The organism is Flavobacterium sp. GW821-FHT12A05, from assembly GCF_058807735.1.
Genome location: NZ_JBXAQY010000008.1, coordinates 260741 through 286911, shown reverse-complemented (window position 1 = coordinate 286911; position 26171 = coordinate 260741). Strand labels below are relative to the sequence as shown.

Below are 26171 nucleotides of genomic sequence, written 5' to 3'. Positions count from 1 at the left end.
AGGCCGATGTAGCTCAGCTGGCTAGAGCAGCTGATTTGTAATCAGCAGGTCGTGGGTTCGAGTCCCTCTATCGGCTCCAAAAACCATCACAATTTGTGGTGGTTTTTTTTTGTTTAAAAATGAACTCCAACTTGGGACCTTTGTCAAAGTTTCAAACTTTGACAAAGGTTTGTATGGTGAAAATAAAAATCCAAATCCCAATAGAAAACCTGGAATTTGGATTTTTATTTTTAGAATTTTAATTATTGAAATCAGCGTTATTAAAACTTCAATAATTTAGGTTATCTGCCTAGTCTTTGATGGGCTGCTGTAAATTGTCCTGATCCCATAGCGGCTAAAATTGAGATTTCTCCCGCTAAACATAGCGAAATAGCAATTTCGGCAAGTTTACCGCTTTTGCCCAACCCATAGCATCCTATTAATTCAAGACATTCTTTTTGTGTCGGAAATTTGGTTCCGCCGCCAACAGTGCCTACAATTATGTTAGGCATTGTTATAGAGCAATACAAATCTTCGTTTGAATCGATTTCCATTCGTGTAATCGCAGTAGAAGCTTCGCCTGTGCAGGCTACATCTTGTCCGCAAGCTATGAATAAAGCGGCAAGGGCATTTGCAGGATGCATCCCGGTGCCAATACTGCCGCATTTTACGGCTCCAGAATTGTTCATCAGCCATTGTTGATGTAGTAGTTGAGGAGTGGTTTTTAATACTGATTGAATAACTTCATTCTTTAATGTAATTTCGGCGGTTATTTTTCTTCCCCGTACTTTTGTAGTTAATGAAGTTGCTTTTTTATCTCCGGAAGTGTTTCCTTCAATAGTCCAAAAAACAGGCTCGATAGGGCAGTTGTTTAGGATATACTTGCAAATTTTATCTGTACATATAGTGACCATGTTTTGACCTGATGCATCGCCAGACGTATATTCGAATCTTAAGATGAGAATATTTCCTTCAATGTTAATTCCAATATCATTTAGTATCGCATAATTGCTGGTTTCGCGGGTTAGAATAGAATATGTGTCTTTGTGCTCCAGTACCCATGATACAAATTTTCCTAAATCAATTAAGTTTTTAAATTTAAAAGTTGGAGTTCTTTGTACTCCTTCTTGTAATGTAATTGCGGTAATTGCTCCAGATTCTCTACAGGCTTTTGCGCCTCTGTTAAAGGACGCGACCAAGGATCCTTCTGTAGTAGCAAGAGGAACATAGAAACTTCCTTGGGCGGAGCTTCCATTTATTACCAATGGCCCAATAAGCCCGGTAGGAATTTGACTTATTCCTATGTAGTTTTCGATATTGCCTTTTAAAATTTCGTTATCATTGAATATTTTTTCTCCCGATAAATAATCAACATTTGATTTTAAATGCTGACGGATGAAATTTAAACGCAATTTTTGACCATTTAAAGTATAAGGATCTTCAGTAGGGATCATTTCTAATTCTAAATTAGGTTTACTACTGTAGGACTCTATTTTTTCGATAGCTGATGAATCGATAAAATCATACTTTGCGCGACTGATAATACTAGGTGGATTCTTCATAATTGTAGTTTTTTAATTTGAAGCTAAGTTATTACAAATCGAAAATATATTTATGAAAATTCTTATATTTTAACTGTTAATTATTTAATTATCAGATATTTGTGATTATTTAATGCGATAATAAAAAAAAGGGCATAAAAAAATCCTGTTCTTTAAAAAAAAAGGATTTCTAAAATAGGTATAACAATGTTTTTACTTTGCAACTAATTGGTTTTTATTATGTTATGTATTTTTTTGTTTTTGATTTAAGTAAAAATTCAATCCATTTCTTTCCGTAAAAGTGATTTTGTGTTTTTTGAGTCATCAATTTTAATTTTGTTAAGATTAAGTGTTTGAAATATAAAGCTATAATATCTGCGGAGTTAAATTGTAACAATAATTTTCTTATGTTTGTTTCTTAACCAAAAATCATAATCTAATGGAAGAAACTTCAGTTTTTGAAAAATTTGAGCTGCAGCTCGATCAATCTGCAAAAGACTTTTTAAAGGAAGCCGGTAAATGGGCTTACTTTCTTGGTATAATTGGGTTCGTAGGAATTGCTTTTATTTTAATAATAGCAATTTTCGCAGGAGCAATCTTTTCTACAATGGCAGGTTCAATGCCGGGAATGGGAGCTTATGGAGGTTCTTTTGGCGCAATAATGGGTGCTGTTTATTTTGTATTGGCGGCTGTTTATTTCTTTCCGGTGTATTATTTGTTTAAGTTTGGAGTAAATACAAAAAAGGCTTTTAAGGATAATGATTCAGAAGCATTGACCACTTCATTTGGCTATTTAAAATCACACTATAAATTTGTGGGTATTCTAATGATTGCGATTTTGGTACTATACGGACTTGTGTTTGTATTTGGTATTTTAGGTGCTTTGTTAGGAAAGTAATATTCTTATACATTAAAAAAAAAATGTCCTGAATTTTCAGGACATTTTTTTATTTTATTATTCTGCAGCAGCAGGAGCTTTTTGTTCCGCTTTTTTTACTTCGGCAACATATTTAGTCAGCTTCTTTCCGTAAAGTGATTTTGCGACTTTTGGCGTCATAGATTTTTGAATGGTATCCAAAAACTTAACGTTAATGTCGTAAATCTCTGCTAAAGCAATATAAGGCGCTACTTCATGATCTTTATTGTTAATGGCGAAGTTTGTAGCATACAAATATTTTCTTTTGATATTTGACTGTTGTTTTGCGTCGAGACTATCAATTGCTTTTTGATCTTTTCTTTTTAAGGCTTTGAATTTTGCTTCAACCATAGAAAGGTTTTCATCTCTAAAACGAACATTTATCTTTTGATATTCCTCGTATAATTCCTGATTTTTAGATCCTGTGATTTTTGCATTTGCAATGAAATTATCCAGATTAGTATCAATATTGATATTTCCAGGCTCGGCAAAAAATAAGATATTATTGTCTAAAGAATTCGTTACACCACGATCTAAGAATAAATAAAGCATTTCTGGAGATTCTAATTTGATATCTCTTTCAAAAGCCGAATTTCCGTCGATTTTGATACTGTCAATAGCAACAAGAGCTGTGTCTACAATTCTTTGAATATATAAGGTTCCGGTTTTTAAACCTTTTACATTTCCTGTTATATGTAAGTTGTCAGCAGATTCTTTTTTGCTGCATGATGCAAGTAGTGCAAGAGTAACAAAGGCAATAATTGATTTTTTCATTAGTTTATTGGATTTTGGTGCAAAATAAAGAAAATAGTTTGAATGTAAATAAGCGGCTGTTTAATTTTTCAAAAAAATAAAAATCCCAATCTATTTCTAAATTGGGATTTACATATTTTTTTTAAAATGAAGCGATTACATTCCTAAAGTATACGTTGCGCCGCTTTCATGAGTATAGGTATATTTGTTGTCACAATCGTTGTTTCCATAATTAACAACACCATTTAAAAATCCGCCTTCAATTCTTAGTTTTCCTTTAGAGATATAATCGCAAGAGTATTTTTTCACTAAAGTTTCTAGCACAGTAAGTACTAAAGAGCCACCTTTTTCTGAAGTTACGATATGATTTCCTTCTGGCATTTCATATACATTATCTTCTAAAACATAAGGAGTATCAACCCCGGCAGTTTGCTTAACGGTAACCGATCCTGAATTTGTAAAAACACGTCCGGCCGCATCTGTCAGCTTTCCGTTAGTTACTTTTCTGGTCCATTGCGGTACTGTTGCAACGGTTGTTGTGTTAGTGTATTCTATAGTACCTTCGAGTTTTAGATTGCCTACAGAATAATTTATTCTTTCAATAGTCATTTTGCTGCCAGTTGTAATAATTGGACCTGAAAGGGTAATTTTTAATTTTCCTTTTCTTGTTATTTGATTATTTGTACATCCACTGGTGCCATAGTCTACGGTAAATACTTTTGGATAAGCAGTTCCGTTTGGAGTTTCAATTGTAACATTACCACAAGTTGGTGCTGGACTTTCGGTTGTTTTTCCTGTCGGATTACTGTTTGTTGCAGTTAATCCGGTTTTAACGTCCATGTCGTTTATTGCATCAATTACTATAGAAGCGCTGATGCTGGTAGTGTCTGCCTGGTTTACAACTTCATCATTATTGCTGGAGCACGAAATATAGATCAGTGCCGATGCACAAAGGGTTAAGAATGAAAAGATGGTTTTTTTCATAGCGTATTTTGTTTAAGATTAGATTAATAGGGTATTCAAATGTAATAAAAAAAATGAATCTTAATAAAAAATCCTGCAAGTCAGACTTACAGGATTTTGAAAACGTATTTTGTTAAAAGTAGATTTTTTTTAAACAGCATTATAATATTTGCTTTTGGCTCTTCTTATGTCTTTGTATTTCTCCCAATTAAATTTAGTTAGAAATTCTGCGGCTTTTTGGGCTCCACGTATAAAAAGATCAATTTTTGCATCTTCAGTAAGATTAAAATTGAGCCAATTGTGACTTCCGGTGTCAATATATCCAATTAGGTTTTTAAAATCCGGATTTTTTCTCAAAAATTCTGAATCATAACCATATCTCGCAGTGTCAAACATAGAGCTAATCACATTTGACATTTTTTCATTTGTATTGATTTCGTTTTTATCATATCCTAGTTTAATGCCAAAAGTAGGTGAAACAGGAACAGTTAGATTTTCATGAAAAATATCAATAGGGAAATTAGAAATAATGCCTCCATCCATAAAAACTACTTCAGAGGGAACAGAGGTTCTAAGTGCTGTGGCATCATTCCATTTTTCCCATGCTTCGATGCCGGTTGGAATATTTTTTATTTTAAAAGGAGTAAAAAACAATGGTATCGACATAGATGCTCTCACAAAGTCGGCTGGGTTTTGAACATCGGGATTAGAGTAAAACAAATCAATCATTTTTGGAAAAACAATTTTGCTTTCAGTCGTAATATCGGCGGCAATAATGGCAATGTTACTCCAATGATCTGGTCTGGTATATATTTCTCTATCTCCAGGATTGATTTTATTTATTTGGAATAATTGATTATCATCAGAAACACCTTTTAAACGCAAAGCTTTTAAATCGCCGTAATTCTTTATTCCTTTTTGCGAAAGAAGATTCGAAATCCATTGATGAAAATTAGTACCCGGATTTAAACCTAAATCATTTTGAAAATTATCGACAACCTGACAACCTTTTAGGGCTATCTTTAGATTGCTTGAGTTGCTTAACAAAGCATCGATAAATTCTTTTGCATCTTGATCTCCGTCTACAAAATCATATAAATTTTTATTGCACAGACAATCTAATATCCATTCTGATTTTTCAATATCGCAAGTTCCGGCCGCAGCCATAAGCATGGTATTGATACTTCCGGCTGAAGTTCCGGCTAAGCTTAAAAAACGGATTCCCATTTTTTCTAGTATATACACATATCCAACCAAAGCAATGCCCAGCACGCCGCCGCCTTCTTGTACTAAATCGACATATTGATAATTGTTTTTGTCTACAATGTCAGAGAACTTTTTGTCTCCTATTTGTTCCTGAAGTTCTCGTAGTATGGTTAATACTTCACCATTTTCGGTAAATTTTCGTTTATCCATGATTTTTTTGTTTTTAGGTTTTGTTAATCAGTTGTTTGGGTTTTTGGTAAAATAAAATTATAGAATTCATATTTGTTAAAAAAGGGGATAAATACCCTTTTTAGTAATTTAAAACTTTGTTCTGAGGGATGTTTTTTGAAAATTTATAATTTGATTAGCTTTTCTCTTAACATAACAGGCAGCAATACTTTCATGCAGCTTTGACCTATTGTTAATGCATCCCAATAGCATTTATGCATTTTAATGCTGTTTAATGAAAAAAAGGAAATTATCCCTGGTCGGTCAGAAGTAATTTCATAATTAATATTTTCGGGGATAAGTGATATGTCTTTTATACCAAATTCAGCTTCGCCTCGTCTAGAATCTCTTCTGAAATTTGTTGAGAAAACATCCGAAATAGAGTAGATGTTCAGCCATTTTAAATGATCTTTCATTACATCGCATCTGTTATCATAAAAGGAGGGATAATAAGCATTAATAAATTCAAAAGGACTTCCGGTAGTGATAAGGAGTTTGGTTAATTTTTTAATATTATCAGATGGAGGAATTTTTGCAATTGGAAAAAGTGCGTCTATGGCTAGTATGCTTCCAAAGCTGTATGAATGAAAATGTATTTCGGGATTTGGTTCATTCTCTGCAATGTATTCAACTAATTGATCTAGATTTCCCAATAAAATTTGGCTTTGTTCTCCGTTGGTAATATAACTGTCGACACATGAGAATTCTGTTGCTAATGAAGTAAGAATGGTTTTTGATCGCGGTGCAAAAAGAAGTATTAAAGTTGTTATGGAAAGTATTTTTTTTGAATAATTTGATAGCTTTTCAGCATTTTCATAGGTAATTCTATATCTTGTGTTAAAGAAACAAAGTATTTCATTAATATTTGTACTTGCATCTTTGCCTGTACTGCTTATTATAAGATCAATACAGCCAGGAATTAAAAAGAGAACACAAGCAGAAATGGTAAGCAAAATTAAAAAAGCATAAAGTGTTTGAAGTGGTCTGCTAAAACCGTTGCCATTAAAAAGGCGTAATATGATTTGAGGAAATTTTTTTAAAACCAAAACAAACAAAAGAAGGTTTTTTATAATAATATTATATCGCTGAAATCGATCTGTTAAGATTCGATGGTATTGAAAATCGTATATTTTATAAACAAGTTCTCCGTCAATATTTTTATCATCTTTATCTTTTCTGTCTTTCCTGTAAATTTTAACCAGTGTACAATCTTTGTCTATTGGATAGATTTCTTTTTCAATTTTAAGATGATAAAAAGTGCCATCTGTTTTAAAGCTTAATTCATTTTTAAGTCTTTCGGCATATTTCTCAACAGTTTCATTGTCTATAGATTGCCCAAGACCTGTAATGTATATTCCTATTTTATTTGACATGGGGATTTATTTAAATTATAAAATCAGTTAAAACTAGTATTGAATTAAAATTGATTTTTAATCAAATCCTTAATATTTTGAAACCTCTGGGATTGGTTAAAAATTATTGCTCTGTATTTGAAATCTCCCAAGAATTACTTCATCTTTATTTTGCAGACAAGCTCATTCTTAAATTCATAAATCTTTTACGCAATAAAAAAACGATGTTAAAGTTATATGTTTTTTGTTTATCTGTTTCGAGTATAATTACCTGATTTTAAATTTGTTGTGTTTTGTTTTTGAGTTCTTTAAAAAAATAAGCCCCGTAAGTTACTTACGGGGCTTATTAATTATTTGTATGATTTAAAATCTTATTTAATCATTTCAAAACTTCTTTTTACGAAAGCAGTTAATGCTTCACCTTTTAATAGGTTTTGAGATAATTTAGCTAAATCTAAAGCCTGTTTAACTAAATGCTCTTGGTGCGTTTTATCTTCGGTATTTAAAATGCTTGATGCTAAATCTGAGTTGGTGTTTACAACTAGATTGTACATTTCCGGCATATTACCCATTCCGAACATTCCTCCACCACCAGACTGACTCATTTCTTTCATTCTACGCATAAATTCTGGCTGCGTAATAATAAATGGAGCTGCCTGGCTGTCCATAGCTTCTAGCTGTACGCTGTATGCTTTTGGAATATAAGCTTCTAATGAAGTTTTTAATGCTGCTTTTTCCTCATCAGATAATTTAGAAATCGTGTTTTCGTCTTTTTTGATTAAGTTATCAATATGATCAGAATCTACACGAACAAAAGTCAAGCCTTGATTATCGTTTTCGATTTTCTGAATTAAATGCGAAATAATTGGAGAATCTAAAAGCAATACCTGATATCCTTTTTCTTTTGCTGTTTCAATATAAGAGTGCTGCTCTTCTTTGTTTCCAGCATAAAGAACTACAAGTTTACCATCTTTATCCGTTTGGTTTTCTTTTAGTTTCTCTTTTAATTCTTCTAAAGTGAAATAGGTGTTATCTACCGTTGGGTATAAAACAAATGCACCTGCTTTTTCGTAGAATTTATCTTCAGAAAGCATTCCGTACTCTAAAACGATTTTAATGTCGTTCCATTTTGCTTCAAAATCAGCACGGTTTTCGTTGAATAAAGCTTTTAATTTATCAGCTACTTTACGAGTAATGTAGTTCGAAATTTTCTTAACAGCTCCATCAGCTTGCAAACCTGAACGAGAAACGTTTAATGGAATATCCGGTGAATCGATAACTCCTTTTAACATTGTTAAAAATTCAGGTACAATTCCTTCTACGTTATCAGTAACGTAAACCTGGTTTTGGTACAACTGAATTTTATCTTTCTGAATCTGCATATCAGATCCTAACTTAGGGAAGTATAAAATTCCGGTTAAGTTAAAAGGATAATCTACATTTAAATGAATGTTGAATAACGGATCTTCAAATTGCATTGGATACAATTCTCTGTAGAAGTTTTTATAATCTTCATCAGATAATTCAGAAGGCTGTTTTGTCCAAGCCGGATTTGGGTTGTTAATGATGTTATCAACTTCGATAGTTTCGTTAACGTAATCTTCCGGAGCATCTTCTGGTTTAGGAAGCGTTTCTGTTCTTGTTCCAAATTTAATTGGAATAGGCATAAACTTGTTATACTTATTCAATAAACCGCTGATTTTAGAATCTTCTAAAAATTCTAAAGAATCTTCGGCAACGTGCAGGATAATTTCTGTACCACGTGAAGTTTTGTCAGCCGGCTCTAAAGTGAATTCAGGGCTTCCGTCACATGTCCAGTGTGCAGCTGGTTCGTCTTTGTATGATTTTGTAATGATTTCTACTTTTTCAGCCACCATAAAGGCAGAATAGAAACCAAGACCAAAATGCCCGATAATTCCAGAATCTTTTGCAGAATCTTTGTATTTATCTAAGAATTCTTCGGCTCCGGAAAAAGCTACCTGATTGATGTACTTTTCTACTTCATCAGCCGTCATTCCAAGACCTTGGTCAATAATGTGAATTTTTTTTCCTTCTTTATCTACTTTAATTTCGATAATAGGATTTCCGTATTCAACTTTAGCTTCGCCAATGCTGATAAGGTGTTTTAATTTTAATGTAGCATCAGTTCCGTTTGAAACCAGCTCACGAAGAAAAATTTCGTGATCACTGTATAAGAACTTTTTGATTAAGGGAAAGATGTTTTCTACCGAAACATTAATTTTACCTGTTGTCATATTTTTTTATTTTTTGAATTTAACTTGATGATTTTCATTCCGTCAAATAAAATACCATTTTTTTTAAGATGACAAATTGTCGTAAATGTTAATTTTGAAAGAAAATAATTAGATTGTAAAAGTGAATTTCTCTCAATGAATCGTATATTTGTGGTATAATAATTGTTAAACGTGTAAGTATTAACTTAAATAAATGTACAAAATGAGGAAGATTATTTTCATTTGCCTGGTTGCCGCGAGTTTATTTGCGTGTAAATCAGCTTCGTCTACAGCTTCAACTTCACCAGAAGCACCAATGCTTTCGACTAAACTTGACAGACCTACTCAAGTAGCTATTAAAGGAAATTGGGTTCTTACCAATGTAACTTATCCGGGTTCTGATTATATTAAAGTAAACTCATTTGATCTGGCAGATTCTAAATGTTTTATTGGCAGTACTTGGAACTTTATTTCTAACAACAATAAAGGAACAATGACTTTAAATTCTGCAAGCTGTACAGCTTTTACATCGCCAATTGTATGGAGTATTAACAATCAGGGGCTTTTTGTTCTTAAAATTGTTAATCCGGGAACAAAATCAAAAAATGTAAAAGAAGGATACTTACTTAAAGTTGCCGGTTTAACTGATACTTCTTTTCAGTTAATCGATAACATCAATGTTGGAGGACAAGTAAAAGATGTTACTTACCAATTTCAAAGAGCTAATTAATATTAAAAAGATAAAATATGAAAAAGATAACAGTTTTAGGTTTAAGTAGTTTACTTGTATTAGTTAGTTTTTTTGCAAGCTGTGATTCAGTAAAAAACGCAAATAATACTCAAAAAGGAGCCGGAATTGGAGTAGTTGCCGGTGGTATCATTGGAGGTATTTTAGGAAATAATTTAGGACATGGCGGAAACGCTGCTTTAGGAGCTGCAATTGGAGCTGCCGTAGGTGGTGGAACCGGAGCCTTAATTGGAAATAAAATGGACAAACAAGCCCGTGAAATTGATCAGGCTTTACCAGGAGCTTCTGTAGAGAGAGTTGGAGAAGGAATTCACTTAACTTTAAATGAGAATTCTGTTCGTTTTGATACTAACAAATCGACTTTAACAACTCAGGCAAAAGCAAATTTAGATAAATTAGTTCCTGTATTTAATGAGTACGGAGATACTGATATTCAGATTTTTGGTTATACTGATAGTACTGGAAAACCAGAATATAACCTGACACTTTCTGGACAAAGAGCAGCTTCTGTTCAAGCGTATTTAGTTTCTAAAGGATTAAAATCAAGCCGTTTTAAAACTTCAGGTTTAGGTATTGCTGATCCAATTGCAACAAACGATACTCCAGAAGGAAGAGCTCAAAACCGTCGTGTAGAGTTTTCTATTACAGCAAATGACAAAATGGTTAATGATGCAAAAGCTGAAGCTGGAAAATAATTTCAGATAAAATAAAATATAAAAAAAGCTGTTTCTTAATTGAAGCAGCTTTTTTTGTTAAGACGCGGATTATATTTTTAGCAGCGATTTTTCATAAAAGGCATAAAGCTGATTGCCGTTTTGTATAACCTCTTCTAAATTATTTTCTTTTAAGAAATTTTGAATCTCGCTGACGTCCTTTTGGTTTCCTTTGCTGGATAAATATTTCAAAAACCAATATTGATATTGATTTAGTTCCTCAATCTTTTCAGGGTTAAAAGCTGCAATTTTTTTATTTAATTTTTCAAAATCAAAACGATAAGCTAATTCATATAAGGCAAGAAGCTGTAGTTTTTGCTTTTTTTGAGTATAATTTTCTTCTTTGCTGTTTAACTCATCTTTTGCATCTTTTAAGTAATCAGAGCCAATGTTGATTACTTTTCCTTTAATTTTTTTGTCAACTAATAAAGAGTAACTATAATATTTTTGAGCAGTCCGAATCGCGGTATTGTATTTCTTTGCACCATGAAAATTGATTAATTCCGATGATAAATATTCGGTAGACAAACAAAATGGGAATAATTCGTTTTTTAGTTTAGCCGGCGTTTGGTAACCAGAAAAGCGATGCATAATTTTACCATTAGCATCAATTATTATCATTTCCGGAAGAACCCTAATAAGATATTTTACTGCTAATTCTCTGTTCAAATCTATATCTATTTTTAGTTTCACATAATTATGCAAAAGATTCTCGACTTGGATATCATTCCATGAATTTAAATCCATTTCTCTGCATGGGGCACACCATCTGGCAGTAAAATCAATAATAATTAATCGATTAGTACTTAGCGCCTCCTGTTGAGCTTCTTCAAATGAAGTGTGCCATGCTGCATGGCCAATTTGAGAAATAAATACAAATACAATAATTAGATATTTTTTCATGTTTATAAAATAAAGAAACAATATTTGCTAAGATTTTAGTTTATATAATTTTCTTACAATAATACTAATTTTAAGTTGTCTGATGATAATTTAATTTCAATGATAATCTAAATTTTATTTTTTTTGACTTTAGAAATTAAACATTGTAAATTTGACCTCTCAATTATAACTCATGCTTGACATTCAAAATATATCTTTTTCATATACAGATAAGCCTGTTATCAATAATGTTTCTTTTACGATTAATAAAGGTGAGAATATTGCCATTATTGGTGAGAGCGGCTGCGGAAAAAGCACGCTTTTAAAACTTATATATGGTTTATTCGATTTAGACGAAGGCAAAATATTTTATAACGAAAAACCTATTCTGGGACCAAAATATAATTTGATTCCGGGAATGCCGTATATGAAGTATCTGGCGCAGGATTTCGATTTGTCTCCTTATGAAACGGTGGCGGAAAATGTTGGAAAATTCCTTTCGAACGGTTTTGCCAATATGAAAAAGCTTCGTGTTCAGGAATTACTGGAGATGGTAGAAATGGAACAGTTTTCTAATGTAAAAGCTAAGTTTTTGAGCGGCGGGCAACAGCAAAGAGTAGCATTGGTAAGGGTTTTGGCATTAGAGCCGGAAGTTATTTTACTTGACGAACCTTTCAGTCAGATTGATGCTTTTCGTAAAAATGCTTTGCGTAGAAATTTGTTCCGTTATTTAAAACAAAAAGGAATTACCTGCATCATTGCAACACATGACAGCACAGATGCCTTGTCGTTTGCAGATGAAGCGATTGTAATGCGTCATGGTGAAGTTCTTGTAAAAGGTGACCCTAATAAAATATACGAAGATCCGGAAACGAAATATGTTGCGTCGCTATTTGGTGAGGTAAATGAAGTTGCAACGCATTTACTGCTTCCTTACGAAGACGAAACACACAAAACTTTAGTATATCCGCATCAGTTTAAAATGGTTACGGAGTCTAAACTTCCGGTAAAAATTAGAAGAACTTATTTTAGAGGAAGTCATTATTTAATTGAAACCGTTTACAAGAGACAGCTTATATTTTTTGAAAGTGAAATTGATTTACCACTTGAACAGGAAATTTTTCTTGGCTTGAATTATCTTTAATTAGAATATGTCAATTAGAAAATGTGTCAATTGGATAATTAGATAATTTCTGAATTTATAAAAAAACAAACCCGACAGTTTCAAAAGGTGTCGGGTTTAATTTTATAGAATCGAAAAGAAAATTAGTTTTTCAAATATTTTTCTAAGAATTGATCTTGTTCCCAAAGCAGGTGAAGGATATTTTCTTTGGCAACATAACTATGAGATTCTTTTGGCAGAATTACCATTCTTGCCGGTGCTCCCAAACCTTTTAAAGCCTGAAAATAACGTTCTGTCTGCAAAGTAAAAGTTCCAGGATTGTTATCGGCTTCGCCATGAACTAATAACATTGGAGTTTTCATTTTGTCGGCATTCATAAAAGGCGACATTGTATTGTAAACTTCTGGAGCTTCCCAATAATTTCTTTGTTCAGATTGAAACCCAAATGGGGTTAGAGTTCTATTATAAGCACCGCTTCTTGCAATTCCGCAGGCAAATAAATTAGAATGCGTTAATAAATTTGCGGTCATAAACGCACCGTAAGAATGTCCTCCAACGGCCACTTTTTTACGATTTATATATCCTAAAGCATCAACGGCATCAATAGCTGCAGCAGCGTTATCTACTAATTGTGAAATAAAGTTGTCGTTTGGCTCTGTCGTGCCTTCTCCAATAATAGGAAAAGCAGCGTCATCTAAAACAACATAACCTTTCGTTACCCAATATACAAACGATCCGTAATACGGAAATGTAAATTCATTTGAGTTTTGAGTAGACTGCGAAGCGCTGTTTCTGTCTTTGTATTCTGCCGGATAAGCCCAGATCAATAACGGAAGTTTTTCTTTTTTAACTTTATCATAACCAGCAGGAAGATATAAAGTTCCAGAAAGTTCCAATCCGTCTTTACGTTTGTATTTAATTACTTCTTTGCTGACATTTTTAATGCTTTCAAACGGATTTTTAAAATCTGTTATCGGTGTTAAGCTGTTTTGCTTTTTAATGTTTCTGAAATAATAATTTGGATATTCACTTTTGGACTGAATCTGAACCAGGACTTTACCGGATTTATAATCTTCAATTTCCAGAATTTCTTCTTTTTTGTCTTTATAAGTCGAAACATAAATACGTTTTGACTTCAATGTTTTATAATTAAACTCGTCTATAAAAGGAAACTGGCCTTGTTGCGTATATCCTTCTCCAATTCTGTACAAATTGTCTTTTTCAAGAGCCAGAACATACTTGTTGTATTCGTTTTTTCTGGTTTCAAAAACTCCAGGATCTGAATAAACGTCTTGTGAATTTCTATCTGTAATTACTTTTGGCTGCTGACTTGGATTCGATGGGTTTATTAAATACGTTTTAGTATTTCGGGTGTCATACCATTCGTCAGAAACAACAGCAAGATTGTCATTCCCCCATAAAATTTCATTAAAACGTTGCGGAGTTTTTACTAATGCAGCCGCTTCTTTTTCAAAAGGTGCATCCCAAAGAAATACTTCGTCTCTAAAATCGACTTTGTTTGCTGGATCTCCTTCGTCTAAAGCAGTTACATACATTAACGTAGCTGGTTTGTCGTTTCTCCATGCCATTTCTCTTTTTCCTTTTCGAACAGCCATAAAACCTTTTGGTATTACTTCGTTCAGAGGTACTTCGTTAACGGTTTTTATTTCTTTTCCTCTTATGTCATAAACAATTGTTTTAGAAGGAAATCTGTATAACGGAACCACATACGAAAATGGTTTCTGAATCGTAGTCAGCATAATGTAATTGCCATCAGGAGAAATTTTTTCACCAAAAAACATAGCGGCTTCTTTAAATAAAACAGCGTCACCGTTTAGTTTTACTTTGTATAATTCAGAAGTAATGCTGGTTTCAAAATTAGCTTCGTCATTTTTGTTTTTCAACATATCAGGATATGTTCTGTTTTGAGATTTCTCTCCAGAAGTATTCGAAACAATAGGTCCTGTTGGTAAATCTTTTTTAGAATCTAAAAGAGCAGGTCTGTTTTTAGGCAGCATTTTTACCAAAATGGTTTCGTTGTCTGAAAACCAGTTAAACGGATTTCCAAGATTTGCGTTAACCGTAGCTGCAGTTAGTTTTGTGGCTTGCGCCGATGCCACATCTAAAACCCAAAGTTCTACACCAGAATTTGTGGTGTTAGAAAACAGGATTTTCTTGTCGTTTGGAGACCAAAGAATATTGGTGATTTTTGGATTATCCGGCAGACCTGTAATCTGAACTTCGTCTTTTGCACTTATTTTTCTAAGTTTAAGATTGCTTATGTATGTTACAGTACTTGATATGTTTGTAATAGGATTAATTCTTAAACCAGCTAAACGAACTTCTTCCTGATTTAAATCGTCTAGGGTTTTATACGTATTTCGATACATTAAAAGCATATTTTCCTTTTTTGTGTCCATTGACACAGTAGGTGCTCTTTGATAATCGGCTAGATCTAAAATAGATTTAGAAGGTTTTTGATAGACTAAATTCTCCTGAGCGAAAGAATAAAATCCAAAACCTATAAGTAAGAACAGAGTAACCTTTAATTTCATAATTTGAATTTTATGGGTTTAAAAAAATGGTATTCAAAATGTTTGTCGAAGTTACATTTGTCTTGTTACATATTCTAGCTTATTTTTCATTCTTTTCAGTAAAATACTCTAAAAGTTGTATATTTAGAAGTGAAATGATTTTAAATACTCTGATAATTAAAGTATATTAAATTGATAATAACGAAAAAAATAGTAATTTGTACGCTAATGTTTTAAAGTATACTTAAATTTGCAATCTAAATTTTTAACAAATAACAATACTATATGTATCATTCAAAAATAGCAGGCTTAGGATATTATGTTCCTTCAAATGTTGTGACAAACGATGATTTGTCTAAGATAATGGATACCAATGACGAATGGATTCAGGAAAGAACTGGAATCCAGGAAAGAAGACATATTATTCGAGGAGAAGATACCACAACAACAATGGGAGTAAAAGCAGCTAAAATTGCGATAGAACGTTCTGGTGTTGCTAAAGAAGATATCGATTTTGTAGTTTTTGCTACATTAAGCCCGGATTATTATTTTCCAGGACCTGGAGTTTTAGTACAACGTGATTTAGGATTAAAAACAGTTGGAGCTTTAGATGTTAGAAATCAATGTTCTGGTTTTGTTTACGCTATTTCTGTTGCAGATCAATATATTAAAACGGGAATGTATAAAAACATTTTGGTAATTGGTTCTGAGGTACATTCAACTGGTTTGGATATGACTACCCGCGGCCGCGGTGTTTCGGTGATTTTTGGAGATGGAGCAGGAGCAGCTGTTTTAAGCCGTGAAGAAGATTTAACAAAAGGAATTTTATCGACACATTTACACTCAGAAGGACAGCATGCAGAAGAATTGGCTTTGCAGGCACCAGGAATGGGAGCGCGCTGGGTAACGGATATTTTGGCTGATAATGACCCAAATGACGAAAGTTATTATCCGTACATGAACGGACAATTCGTATTTAAAAATGCAGTAGTTCGTTTTGCTGAGGTAATCAACGAAGGGCTGGAAGCAAATGGTCTTCAGGTTTCGGATATTGATATGCTGATTCCGCATCAGGCTAACTTGAGAATTTCGCAGTTCATTCAGAATAAATTCAAATTGACAGACGACCAAGTGCATAATAATATCCAGAAATACGGAAACACAACAGCAGCATCTATTCCAATTGCATTAACAGAAGCTTGGGAACAAGGTAAAATCAAATCTGGAGATACGGTAGTTTTAGCCGCTTTCGGAAGTGGATTCACTTGGGCAAGTGCAATCATTAAATGGTAAATTAATTCATCTTGCATTATATTTTAAACCTGCTTCATTTTGGAGCAGGTTTTTTTATAATTTTGTTTATGTCATTGCGAGGAACGAAGCAATCACACTAACAATTGGCAAATTTGCTGATTTAAAAAAACGATATGAGATTGCTTCGTTCCTCGCAATGACAAACCATGAATAAATGCAATTTACAATGAAAAAAAATCAACTCGAAATAGCTTGTTTTAATTACGAATCGGCGGTAATTGCCCAGGAAAATGGTGCTGATAGAATCGAGCTTTGCGAAAACATGAAACTTGGCGGTACAACACCAAACGCTGTTTTAGTGGTGAAAGTGCGTGAAAGTTTAAATATTAAAATGCATGTTATCATTAGACCTCGCGGTGGTAATTTTGTTTATTCTGATGAAGAACTTACAGAGATGAAACAGGATATCAAACAATACAAAAAACTGGGAGTTGATGGTTTTGTCTTTGGAATTTTAAAAGAAAACGGAAAAGTTAATAAAAAACAGAACAGAGAATTAGTGCATCTGGCACATCCGCTTTCCTGTACTTTTCATCGTGCTTTTGACGTTGTTAGTGATGTTGAGAAATCGCTGGAAGATGTTATTGAATGCGGTTTTAAAACAATTTTAACTTCCGGACAAGGCGTAAATGTTGAAGAAGGAATTTTAGTTTTGGAGAAAATCCAGAAACTGGCTGGAGACAGAATAGAAATAATGCCCGGCGGCGGACTGAGATCGTCGAACATTAAATTGCTGCAAGAACGATTAGATTTAACTTTTTATCATTCATCGGCAATTACAAACAATTCAGAAACAGCAAATCCCGAAGAAATAAAAGAATTGAAAAATTTTCTTTAATAAATAGAAAAGCCTGGAGTTGGCATACTCCAGGCTTTTTTTCTACAAGAATTTATTTAAAAATATTAAAATAGTTCTAATAAAAGCGGTGATTAGAACATACCGCCTCCGCCTTTATTAGTGTTGTCATCTCTTTGTTTACGTTGTAAATTTTTGATTTTAGCACCACCAAAGTTGTACGTTAAACCTACATAAACCGTTTGGCTTTCCCAAGTAAACTGTCCTGCCTGAGGGTAAGGATACAAGCTGTCGAAAGCATATTTCATGGTGTTGAAAACGTCGTTGAAACGCACACTTATATTCATTTTGTTGTCTAACAAAGTGTAACGTGAACCAATGTCCATTTTGTACATTTCATGACTGTCGTTTTGAAGTCCGTCAACTGCACCTCTGTAAAATCCGAAAAGTAAAAAGCTTAAACGTTTGTTTACTTTAAAGTTAGAGTTCATACGTCCGTTGAATGCCGCAACAGTAATTTTTCTTTCAATAGGATTACTTGTTTTGTCTTTCGGATTGTATTGAAATACGATACCTTCCTGATTAATGCTCGAAAAATCAATAGACGGCTGAATATCCCACCATTTTGTAATTTTATAATTTAAAGAAGCTTCAAATCCGTAAGCAGTATTATGATCGTAGTTTGTGTAAGACATTATCTGCTTTTCTTTGCTGGCATCTGCTGGGTCTGGGTATAAAATTCTACTGATTTGATCGTTAATGCTTCTCACAAAAACACCTGCTGTAAAACTTCCTTTTTCAAGAGTTTTAGTGTAATTTACTTCTACAGAATTGGTAAACTGTGGTCTTAAATCAGGATTTCCTAATGAAGTAACCAAAGGTGTAGCAAATTCACGAATAGGTTTTGTCTGCTCTAAACTAGGACGGTCAACACGACGGCTGTAGCTGAATTGCAAAGTGTTTTTTTCGTTTAAGTTATAAGTTAAATAAGCAGAAGGATATAAAGTAATGTAGTCATCACCATACGACGTAGTTTTTTGACCTTGATTTAAGTTTGCCTGCATTTTATAACTTTCAAAACGAGCACCTAACTGATAGCTGAATTTTTTGTATTTCTGTCCAAATGTTACATAAGCAGAGTAAATATCAGTGTCGTAAGTATAGTTAGAAACTCGATCTGCAGCAGGAAGTAATGGGTTTCCTGTAGTGTAATCATTATCAGTTCTTGTAATTCTGGCTTCTGCACCCGCTTCAAGAGTAGTTTTTTCGTTTAACGGATTAACATAGTCTACGTTTACAGTACTTAATTTTCGTGTTCCTTTTAAATAGTCATTATACAATACGTCAGCACTAGTGTTGTCAATTTTTGTTGTTTTCGTATCAAAAGAAGCATTTTGAGTTTCTTTATTATCGCTGTAATTGGCTTCAAAATCTAAAGTATGACCTTCTTTTTTAAAGATGTGTTTGTAAGCTAAATTATAAGTTCCAACCTGATCTGGTCCCCAATATCTGGATTTCTGAAAAATGTTTGAAATATCAGAATCTGTTACGTTATTGTAATCAATATCAGTATCTACAAAACCTTTTCCGTTCGATTTGTTTTGATTCGTATAGATAGATAAAGTGTTGTGATCATCAATTAAATAATCCATTCCAATTTTGTACAAGTAAGAATCGTTGTCGTTCATAACGTCTATTCTTTGAACGATATCTTCATCAAATCTTCTGATGAAACCGTCATTGTAATATGTTCCAAAGTTTTGTCCTACATTTCCAAAGAAATTTACTTTTCCGGTTTTATAGTTCAAATCCAAAGACTGATTGTATTTTGCTGTTTCTCCAAAAGTGATACCACCGCTATAGCTTCCGTTAAATCCAGTATTCGCATTTTTGTGTAAAATAATGTTGATAATTCCAGACATTCCTTCCGGGTTGTATTTTGCACTAGGATTTGTAATCAACTCAATTTTTTTAATAGAAGTTGATGGAATTTGTTTTAATAACTGAGCGGGATCAATGTTAGAAGGTCTTCCATCAATCAATACACGAACATTGTCGTTTCCGCGAAGCGAAAGTTTCCCGTCCTGATCTACGTTTACTGACGGAATATTATTCATGATATCCGATGCCGAAGCTCCAGCCGTTGTTAAATCTTTACCAACGTTAACTACTTTTCTGTCGATTTTTTGTTCGATTGTAGAACGCTCGGCAATAATATTTACCCCTTTTAGCTGAGTAGCTTCTTCTTCAAGAGAAACATTAACCGCTGCTGTTTTTTTATTGTCACTTAAAATTACAGAACCAATATATTTTCTAAATCCAATGTATTGAATCTCGATAGTATAACTCTTTAAAGCTAAATTTTTAATGCTAAACTCTCCGTTATCGTCTGTATTAACACCAGAAACCACTTTTCCGTTGTCTTTAATAGAAACGGTAGCGTAAGAAATAGGCGCATTGTTTGATTTTTCAATAATTTTTCCGGTGACCGATCCCGGATTCTGTGCTTGTGCTGTTGCAATTACCCCCAGTAGTGCCAACAGAAAGAATTTTAGTTTCATAACTTGTTTACTTGATTATTTTGATTTGATTGATGATGATGATTTTTTAGTTTTTTTTCTTTTTGATTTTTGGCTTCATTTAGATTCTGAAGCTCTTATTAAGACTATTTTGTTATCGATATGTTACAAGAAAAATCAAAAAAAAATATTTATTTTTTGTGATCTGCTGTTTTGTAACAGATTAGCGTTTTGATTTTTTGATAATTTTAACAATCGGAACAAAGCGTTTTTTAAGAAAATCTAAGAGAAATATAGAATTTAATATGTTTTTCATTTTCTGTAATTGATGAATAAGCTGTATCTTTGCTCACTTTAAAATAAGTTTACATGTCATTATTACAAATTCTTACACCTTCTATACAAAAAGCAATACAAGCATTATTTGACGTTTCCGTTGATAAAATCGAGTTTCAAACTACCAGAAAAGAGTTTGAAGGCGATATTACAATGGTTATTTTTCCTTTGTTAAAAGTGATTAAAAGTAATCCTGCTGAATTAGGAAATAAAATTGGAACCTATCTGGTTGAAAACGTTTCTGAAGTAGCGCGCTTTAATGTAGTTTCAGGTTTTTTGAATATTGTAATTTCAGATAGTTATTATCTGGATTTCTTTAATGAAATAAAAGACAATCAAAAATTTGGTTATGTTACGCCAGATCCTGCAGATAAAGCAATTATGGTAGAATATTCTTCGCCAAACACAAACAAGCCTTTGCACTTAGGTCACGTTCGTAACAACTTGTTAGGATATTCGGTAGCTGAAATTATTAAAGCTTCGGGTAAAAAAGTTTACAAAACACAAATCATCAACGATCGTGGAATTCATATTTGCAAATCGATGCTGGCTTGGGAAAAATTTGGAAACGGAGAAACTCCTGAAAGCTCTAATTTAAAAGGAGATAAACTAGTTGGTAAATATTATGTTGAGTTTGATAAGGCTTACAAAGGCCAAATCAATGAATTAATTGAAGCAGGTAAAACCGAAGAAGAAGCAAAAAAACAAGCGCCAATTATTATTGAAGCGCAGGAAATGCTTAAAAAATGGGAAGCTGGCGACGACGAAGTTATAGCACTTTGGAAAAAAATGAACGAATGGGTTTATGATGGGTTTGCTACAACTTATACCAATCTTGGAGTTAATTTTGATAAATATTACTACGAAAGCAACACGTATTTATTAGGAAAAGATGTTGTTCAGGTAGGATTAGATAAAGGAGTTTTTGAAAAAGATCCTGATGGTTCTGTTTGGATTGATTTGACCGATGAAGGTTTAGACCGTAAAATCGTATTGCGTTCTGACGGAACTGCGGTTTATATGACTCAGGATATTGGAACAGCGATTCAGCGTGTAAAAGATATGCCGGATGTTGGCGGAATGGTTTACACCGTGGGTAATGAGCAGGATTATCACTTTAAAGTATTATTTCTGATCCTGAAAAAACTAGGTTTTGACTGGGCTTCGAGCTTATATCATTTATCATACGGAATGGTTGATTTACCATCTGGAAAAATGAAAAGCCGTGAAGGAACTGTTGTAGATGCCGATGATTTAATGCAGGATATGATAGATACAGCAAAACAAATCTCAGAAGATCTAGGGAAATTAGAAAGCTATTCTGTAGATGAAAAAGCAAAGCTGTATAAAACAATTGGACTTGGTGCTTTGAAATATTACATTTTAAAAGTAGATCCAAAGAAACGTATTTTGTTCAATCCGGAAGAATCTGTTGATTTTGCAGGAAACACAGGTCCGTTTATTCAATATACGTATGCAAGAATCCAGTCGATTATTCGTAAAGCCGACTTCGATTTTGCAGCAAAAACAAATACCGAAGAACTTCATGAAAAAGAAAAAGAACTGATAAAACAAATCGAACTTTTCCCTGAAATAATTCAAAATGCAGCACAAAACCATAGTCCTGCGTTAATTGCAAATTATACATACGATTTGGTAAAAGAATATAATTCGTTCTATCAATCGGTTCATATTTTAGGTGAAGTCGATTTAACGAAAAAAATATTCAGAGTACAGCTTTCGCAAAAAGTGGCTGAAGTTATAAAAGCAGCTTTTAGTTTATTAGGAATTGAAGTTCCGGAGCGAATGTAAGAATCTTAATAATAAGGAAATTTTAAAAGCCGGTAGTTTTTTAAAACTATCGGCTTTTTTTGTTTAAAATTTTTAAAGATGATTTGGCTTTCAATAAGTTCAAGAAAGTATCAAAAGTTAATTTTTAAGTTAAAACCGTCATTTTTGTAGGAATAAAATTATAATTGTATTAATTTTCGCACTTTGTTTAGATAAGGCGCTGTTTTAGTTTTTTTTAAATGATTTTTAGCATTTTTTTAAATGTAATTTAAAGCAATACTTTTTTAGTTAAATTGCTGTTACTGAGATAAAAGATATATGTAGAATTGAGTTCGTCAACAGCTGAATTTAAAGATAACTCCTTATATTCATTTTTAACTATTTTGAATTAGTAACCCTTTTAGTAAAAATAATAAGGAATAATAACCGTCTAAATCTAGACGGTTTTTTAATTAAAAAAAGCCGATAGTTTTAAAACTATCGGCTTTCTTATAACTAACACAAATATATTATTTCACAAATTTGTTGATGATTGCATCAGATTCTGCTTTTGTTGCGTTTGGTTTTAAATCAAACAATAAAGAGTAAAGCGCTTTTCTGTCAACTTTTGCTTCTAAGTTTAAATCCTGGTGTCTGTCAAAAAGAGTCTGCCATTTGTCGCGAACGTTTTTCCAAAGAGCATTGTTTTCTTTCCACCATTTTTGAGCAGCGATACATTTAATATCTGGAACTTTAGTATAAACATCAAGTCCTTTTTCTTGAGCAAGTAAAACATCTTTACCGCTGTCGTCTCTTACTAACTTGTCGTTGTCTTGCTCATGATTCCATCCTGTAGCAGTGATTTCGTGAATGTTTCTTCTTTTTAAAACATTATAATCGTTACGTTTTGTCTGCTCTCTTCTTGGTAACGGTGCATCAGCCACATTAGCCCAATAATCTTGTCCGTCTACATGTACCCAAGTCGAAGATCCTTCGTAACGAGGACTGTCATCTACTTGATATACTTTTTGAGTCCATTGACCTTTTACGGCTTTTTTATCCAGTTTTTTGTATTTCCAAGAAGTTCCTTTATCAAAAGTATATAAGTCTGTATTTTCAAATAACCAATCTTGTCTCCAGTGTTTGATAATCATATCATCACTTACAATTAATAAGTGCTGCATTACAATTTTATTTGGAGTATCTTCTAATAATTCTACCCATTCTAAAGCAGATTCATGTTTAGTTTGCGAAGGTTTGTAAGTTGCTGAATCTTTAGCATATTGAAAAGTTTCCGCAAAATTAAATTTTACTTCATAACAACCACACATTGATTTGATTGATTTAATGTCTTGTTGTTTTTTTGCGTCCTGACTGAAACCTAGGCTGCATGTTAAAGCCATTATGGCTGAAAAATAGAGGCTTTTTGTAATCATAACTTATTGATTTGTTTTTAATTTTTTGCAAATATATAAATTTAATTTAGAACAATTAAAAATAGTTATATATTTGCAACGGTTATTAAGATTTAATAAAAATAATGAAAATAAAATTTACTCTTTTTGCAGTTTTGCTTTTGTCTCAGGTTTCTGTTGCTCAAGAAGTTAAAAAAGATAGTGTTGCAACAAACGAATTATCAGAGGTTAAAGTTACTACCGCGACAAGAACAGAAAGAGTGCTTTCCTCATTGCCTTTACCAATGACAATTATTACGTCAGAAGCAATTATTAAGTCTGGTGTTACGAAATTAAATGAGATTTTAAACGAACAAACGGGGATTATTTTAATTCCGGACGAAAGTGGTTTTGAAGGTATACAGATGCAGGGTTTAGATGCGGCATATACAATGATCTTAATTGATGGTGTTCCTTTAGTAGGAAGAAGTTCTGGCGTTTTAGATTTATCTAGAGTTTCGGTTGGAAATATAGAAAGAATTGAAATTGTAAAAGGAGCCTCATCTGCTTTGTATGGCTCAGAAGCAATGGGAGGTGTAATTAATGTAATTACAAAGAAACCTAAAAAAGATTCGTTTTCAGGTAGTCTTTCTTATAGATATAGTACGTTTAATACTAGTGATGCTAATGCTAATCTTCTATGGAAAAAAAAGAAATTCTCTGCTAATCTTTTTGCAAATTTTTATTCTACAGATGGGTACGATTTAGATAAAAGTACACCTTTAAAAAATATAGAGCCATTTTACAATTTTACCATTCAGCCTAAATTATATTATGATTTTTCAGAGAACTTGAAATTGATTGTAAGTAATCGTTTTTATAATATGAAAATGGATAATGTAGCAGTTATTGATTCAGAAACTTATAAGGGTGATGCGAAAGAAAATGAATGGAATTCACAAATTAAATTAGAGCAGAAGTGGAGTGAAAAGCTTTATTCTGAATATGAGTTATACGCAACGAATTACAAAAACGATTCATTTTTAAATGATCAAAATAATGTTCTTTACGAAAAAGCATATTATGATCAATGGCTTCTTCGTCCTGAGATTAGAACAACATTGTCATTAAAAAATGATAAATTAACTGGAGGTTTTGGATTAAATTACGAAACTTTAGACAGAACTTATTTTGATAAAAATGTAGTTTTTAATTCCCAGTATATTTACTTACAATACGATTGTAATCCAACAGAAAGATGGAATATTCTTGCTGGTGTAAGATATGATAGTCATAGTGAATATGCTTCGCAATTAAGTCCAAAATTAGCGGTAAATTTTAAAATTAACGAGAACCTATCATTAAAATCTTCAGTAGGATATGGGTATAAAGCACCTGATTTTCGTCAATTGTTTTTCGACTTCACTAACCCAGCGGTAGGATATACGGTTTTGGGATATAATGTGGCAGAAAGTCGCTTGAATCAATTTGAACAAGAAGGCCAGCTTTTGTCGAGAACACCAGGAGTAGATTTTAATAAACCATTGGAAGCAGAAAGTTCAATAAACTTCAATTTTGGAACTTTTTACAAAAAGAATAAATTAAGATTAGATGTAAATGCATTCTATAATTCAATTGATAATTTAATTGATACGCGTGTTGTAGCTCAGAAAACAAATGGACAGAATGTTTTTAGTTACTTCAACATCAGTAAAATTTTTACGTATGGCTTAGAGTTTAATTCGACTTATGATTTTACTAAAGAATTTTCTATATCATTTGGATATCAATATTTGACAGCAAAAGACAAATCTGTTTTGGATAATTTTGAAGATTATCAATACATCCGCAACTCAGATTTACAAACGGTTCAAATTAAAAAATCAGATTATTTCGGGTTGTATAACAGATCTAAACATACTGCCAATGTTAAATTTGCTTACACCATTCCTAAAATAAAAACAGATATTAATTTACGTGTTTTCTATAGAAGTAAATACGGATTATTTGATACCAACGGAAACCAAATTCTTGACAAATATGACAAATTTGTTAGCGATTACTTTATAACAAACCTGTCAATTTCAAAATATATAGGGGATAAATTTATGCTTCAGGCTGGAGCAAACAATTTACTTGACTATACAGATCCCGGACAAATTAGCAACCTGTCTGGCAGGCAGCTTTTTGCAAGACTTCAATATAATTTTTAATCAACATTTATTTAACACATTTACAAAATGAAAACAAAATTCTTAAAACTTTCGCTTTTAGCACTATTTATTTTTACAGCATCTTGCAGCAGCGATGATGATAAAAAAGAGGAAACTCCTGCAGTTGTAACTACAAAAGTGTCTAATCTTGCTGCGCCTCAAACAGGTGGTCAAGGACAGCCAGTTGGTGGTGCATTTACAAAATTTAGTTTTTCTCAAAACAAAATTGTAACTGATAATAGCTGGGATGTCGCTTTCCGTGGTACAACAATTATTGTTAATGGTGGAGCTAAAATTGGTATTAACGATGAACCTGAAAGAACAGGAACGGGAGCTGCAAGTATTGTTTCTGGTACATTTGCTAGTGTAACTGCATTTCCTGCAGCTAGTACTTTTGCTCAAGATGGTGCTGCTGTTTATGCAATTCCTACAGGAAGCGGCAAAGGTTGGTATTCTTATAATGCAGAGACTCACATTATTTCACCTATCGCAGGAAAAGTATTTGTGATAAAAACTCATGATGGGAAATATGCAAAATTTGAAATCTTAAGTTATTATAAAGATGCACCAGCTGCACCAACAGAAACTTCTGTATCTCCATTTTACACATTCAATTTCGCTTACCAAGCAAATAGCACTACAACTTTCTAAAAAAGT

Annotated in this window: 19 protein-coding genes and 1 tRNA gene; 10 read left to right on the top strand and 10 right to left on the bottom strand. The window is 32.7% G+C overall.

Annotated features, from left to right (window positions below):
- Positions 1-2 precede the first annotated feature (2 nt).
- Positions 3-79: transfer RNA gene (locus AC1RRQ_RS19750), tRNA-Thr, on the top strand.
- A gap of 202 nt (positions 80-281) precedes the next feature.
- Here the strand turns inward: AC1RRQ_RS19750 and AC1RRQ_RS19745 are convergent.
- Entirely contained in the window at positions 282-1541 is a 1260-nt protein-coding gene (locus tag AC1RRQ_RS19745) for a hydroxymethylglutaryl-CoA reductase (RefSeq protein WP_493024716.1), read from the bottom strand.
- 418 nt (positions 1542-1959) lie between these two features.
- Here AC1RRQ_RS19745 and AC1RRQ_RS19740 point away from each other — a divergent pair, with 418 nt between their 5' ends.
- The gene (locus AC1RRQ_RS19740) at positions 1960-2418 is read left to right on the top strand and encodes a hypothetical protein (RefSeq protein WP_493024715.1); all 459 of its coding nucleotides are present in this window, start codon (positions 1960-1962) and stop codon (positions 2416-2418) included.
- A gap of 57 nt (positions 2419-2475) precedes the next feature.
- Here AC1RRQ_RS19740 and AC1RRQ_RS19735 read toward each other — a convergent pair whose 3' ends face one another.
- From AC1RRQ_RS19735 to htpG, 5 genes are all read right to left on the bottom strand, one after another.
- On the bottom strand, positions 2476-3210 hold the full coding sequence (locus tag AC1RRQ_RS19735) for a DUF4369 domain-containing protein (RefSeq protein WP_493024714.1): 735 nt from the start codon (positions 3208-3210) through the stop codon (positions 2476-2478).
- A gap of 135 nt (positions 3211-3345) precedes the next feature.
- Positions 3346-4173, bottom strand: a complete 828-nt coding sequence (locus AC1RRQ_RS19730; protein ID WP_493024713.1) for a hypothetical protein — start codon at positions 4171-4173, stop codon at positions 3346-3348.
- A gap of 129 nt (positions 4174-4302) precedes the next feature.
- Entirely contained in the window at positions 4303-5568 is a 1266-nt protein-coding gene (locus AC1RRQ_RS19725) for a patatin-like phospholipase family protein (protein WP_493024712.1), read from the bottom strand.
- A 143-nt stretch (positions 5569-5711) separates the two neighbouring features.
- Positions 5712-6959 (bottom strand): hypothetical protein, encoded by a 1248-nt coding sequence (locus tag AC1RRQ_RS19720; protein WP_493024711.1) that lies wholly within the window; start codon positions 6957-6959, stop codon positions 5712-5714.
- Positions 6960-7309: 350 nt separating this feature from the next.
- Positions 7310-9193: a molecular chaperone HtpG gene (gene htpG, locus AC1RRQ_RS19715; RefSeq protein WP_493024710.1), complete on the bottom strand. Its 1884-nt coding sequence runs from the start codon at positions 9191-9193 to the stop codon at positions 7310-7312.
- Positions 9194-9395: 202 nt separating this feature from the next.
- On the opposite strand from htpG, the gene AC1RRQ_RS19710 reads away from it, so the two are divergent.
- Complete coding sequence (locus AC1RRQ_RS19710) at positions 9396-9902, top strand: lipocalin family protein (protein ID WP_493024709.1); 507 nt, start codon at positions 9396-9398, stop codon at positions 9900-9902.
- Positions 9903-9919: 17 nt separating this feature from the next.
- Positions 9920-10615, top strand: coding sequence for a YiaD family glycine zipper/OmpA-like lipoprotein (locus AC1RRQ_RS19705; RefSeq protein WP_493024708.1), 696 nt, complete (start codon positions 9920-9922; stop codon positions 10613-10615).
- 69 nt (positions 10616-10684) lie between these two features.
- Here AC1RRQ_RS19705 and AC1RRQ_RS19700 read toward each other — a convergent pair whose 3' ends face one another.
- Entirely contained in the window at positions 10685-11536 is an 852-nt protein-coding gene (locus tag AC1RRQ_RS19700; protein WP_493024707.1) for a thioredoxin family protein, read from the bottom strand.
- Between the two features lie 172 nt (positions 11537-11708).
- Here AC1RRQ_RS19700 and AC1RRQ_RS19695 point away from each other — a divergent pair, with 172 nt between their 5' ends.
- Complete coding sequence (locus tag AC1RRQ_RS19695) at positions 11709-12659, top strand: ABC transporter ATP-binding protein (protein ID WP_493024706.1); 951 nt, start codon at positions 11709-11711, stop codon at positions 12657-12659.
- A gap of 122 nt (positions 12660-12781) precedes the next feature.
- On the opposite strand, the gene AC1RRQ_RS19690 is transcribed toward AC1RRQ_RS19695, so the two are convergent.
- Entirely contained in the window at positions 12782-15193 is a 2412-nt protein-coding gene (locus tag AC1RRQ_RS19690) for an alpha/beta hydrolase family protein (RefSeq protein WP_493024705.1), read from the bottom strand.
- A 264-nt stretch (positions 15194-15457) separates the two neighbouring features.
- Between AC1RRQ_RS19690 and AC1RRQ_RS19685 the strand changes: the two genes are divergently transcribed.
- Both AC1RRQ_RS19685 and AC1RRQ_RS19680 read left to right on the top strand, forming a co-directional pair.
- A complete protein-coding gene (locus AC1RRQ_RS19685) occupies positions 15458-16465 on the top strand; it encodes a 3-oxoacyl-ACP synthase III family protein (protein WP_071635132.1) in 1008 nt (335 codons plus the stop codon).
- A 187-nt stretch (positions 16466-16652) separates the two neighbouring features.
- A complete protein-coding gene (locus AC1RRQ_RS19680) occupies positions 16653-17324 on the top strand; it encodes a copper homeostasis protein CutC (RefSeq protein WP_493024704.1) in 672 nt (223 codons plus the stop codon).
- A gap of 92 nt (positions 17325-17416) precedes the next feature.
- On the opposite strand, the gene AC1RRQ_RS19675 is transcribed toward AC1RRQ_RS19680, so the two are convergent.
- Complete coding sequence (locus tag AC1RRQ_RS19675) at positions 17417-19843, bottom strand: TonB-dependent receptor (protein WP_493024703.1); 2427 nt, start codon at positions 19841-19843, stop codon at positions 17417-17419.
- Between the two features lie 327 nt (positions 19844-20170).
- Between AC1RRQ_RS19675 and argS the strand changes: the two genes are divergently transcribed.
- Positions 20171-21949, top strand: coding sequence for an arginine--tRNA ligase (gene argS / locus AC1RRQ_RS19670; RefSeq protein ID WP_493024702.1), 1779 nt, complete (start codon positions 20171-20173; stop codon positions 21947-21949).
- A gap of 488 nt (positions 21950-22437) precedes the next feature.
- Here the strand turns inward: argS and AC1RRQ_RS19665 are convergent, their stop codons facing one another.
- The gene (locus AC1RRQ_RS19665; RefSeq protein WP_493024701.1) at positions 22438-23343 is read right to left on the bottom strand and encodes a DUF6607 family protein; all 906 of its coding nucleotides are present in this window, start codon (positions 23341-23343) and stop codon (positions 22438-22440) included.
- Positions 23344-23447: 104 nt separating this feature from the next.
- On the opposite strand from AC1RRQ_RS19665, the gene AC1RRQ_RS19660 reads away from it, so the two are divergent.
- Both AC1RRQ_RS19660 and AC1RRQ_RS19655 read left to right on the top strand, forming a co-directional pair.
- Positions 23448-25514 (top strand): TonB-dependent receptor plug domain-containing protein, encoded by a 2067-nt coding sequence (locus AC1RRQ_RS19660; protein ID WP_493024700.1) that lies wholly within the window; start codon positions 23448-23450, stop codon positions 25512-25514.
- Between the two features lie 27 nt (positions 25515-25541).
- The gene (locus AC1RRQ_RS19655; protein WP_493024699.1) at positions 25542-26165 is read left to right on the top strand and encodes an HmuY family protein; all 624 of its coding nucleotides are present in this window, start codon (positions 25542-25544) and stop codon (positions 26163-26165) included.
- Positions 26166-26171: the final 6 nt, after the last annotated feature.

Bases quoted from the DNA above. Each gene is read 5' to 3' on its own strand.
- AC1RRQ_RS19690 (WP_493024705.1), bottom strand. From the start codon at position 15,193: ATGAAATTAAAGGTTACTCTGTTCTTACTTATAGGTTTTGGATTTTAT.
- AC1RRQ_RS19680 (WP_493024704.1), top strand. From the start codon at position 16,653: ATGAAAAAAAATCAACTCGAAATAGCTTGTTTTAATTACGAATCGGCG.
- AC1RRQ_RS19735 (WP_493024714.1), bottom strand. From the start codon at position 3,210: ATGAAAAAATCAATTATTGCCTTTGTTACTCTTGCACTACTTGCATCA.
- AC1RRQ_RS19665 (WP_493024701.1), bottom strand. From the start codon at position 23,343: ATGATTACAAAAAGCCTCTATTTTTCAGCCATAATGGCTTTAACATGC.
- AC1RRQ_RS19725 (WP_493024712.1), bottom strand. From the start codon at position 5,568: ATGGATAAACGAAAATTTACCGAAAATGGTGAAGTATTAACCATACTA.
- AC1RRQ_RS19740 (WP_493024715.1), top strand. From the start codon at position 1,960: ATGGAAGAAACTTCAGTTTTTGAAAAATTTGAGCTGCAGCTCGATCAA.
- AC1RRQ_RS19695 (WP_493024706.1), top strand. From the start codon at position 11,709: ATGCTTGACATTCAAAATATATCTTTTTCATATACAGATAAGCCTGTT.
- AC1RRQ_RS19710 (WP_493024709.1), top strand. From the start codon at position 9,396: ATGAGGAAGATTATTTTCATTTGCCTGGTTGCCGCGAGTTTATTTGCG.
- AC1RRQ_RS19655 (WP_493024699.1), top strand. From the start codon at position 25,542: ATGAAAACAAAATTCTTAAAACTTTCGCTTTTAGCACTATTTATTTTT.
- AC1RRQ_RS19720 (WP_493024711.1), bottom strand. From the start codon at position 6,959: ATGTCAAATAAAATAGGAATATACATTACAGGTCTTGGGCAATCTATA.
- AC1RRQ_RS19700 (WP_493024707.1), bottom strand. From the start codon at position 11,536: ATGAAAAAATATCTAATTATTGTATTTGTATTTATTTCTCAAATTGGC.
- htpG (WP_493024710.1), bottom strand. From the start codon at position 9,193: ATGACAACAGGTAAAATTAATGTTTCGGTAGAAAACATCTTTCCCTTA.
- argS (WP_493024702.1), top strand. From the start codon at position 20,171: ATGTCATTATTACAAATTCTTACACCTTCTATACAAAAAGCAATACAA.
- AC1RRQ_RS19675 (WP_493024703.1), bottom strand. From the start codon at position 19,843: ATGAAACTAAAATTCTTTCTGTTGGCACTACTGGGGGTAATTGCAACA.
- AC1RRQ_RS19705 (WP_493024708.1), top strand. From the start codon at position 9,920: ATGAAAAAGATAACAGTTTTAGGTTTAAGTAGTTTACTTGTATTAGTT.
- AC1RRQ_RS19745 (WP_493024716.1), bottom strand. From the start codon at position 1,541: ATGAAGAATCCACCTAGTATTATCAGTCGCGCAAAGTATGATTTTATC.
- AC1RRQ_RS19730 (WP_493024713.1), bottom strand. From the start codon at position 4,173: ATGAAAAAAACCATCTTTTCATTCTTAACCCTTTGTGCATCGGCACTG.
- AC1RRQ_RS19660 (WP_493024700.1), top strand. From the start codon at position 23,448: ATGAAAATAAAATTTACTCTTTTTGCAGTTTTGCTTTTGTCTCAGGTT.
- AC1RRQ_RS19685 (WP_071635132.1), top strand. From the start codon at position 15,458: ATGTATCATTCAAAAATAGCAGGCTTAGGATATTATGTTCCTTCAAAT.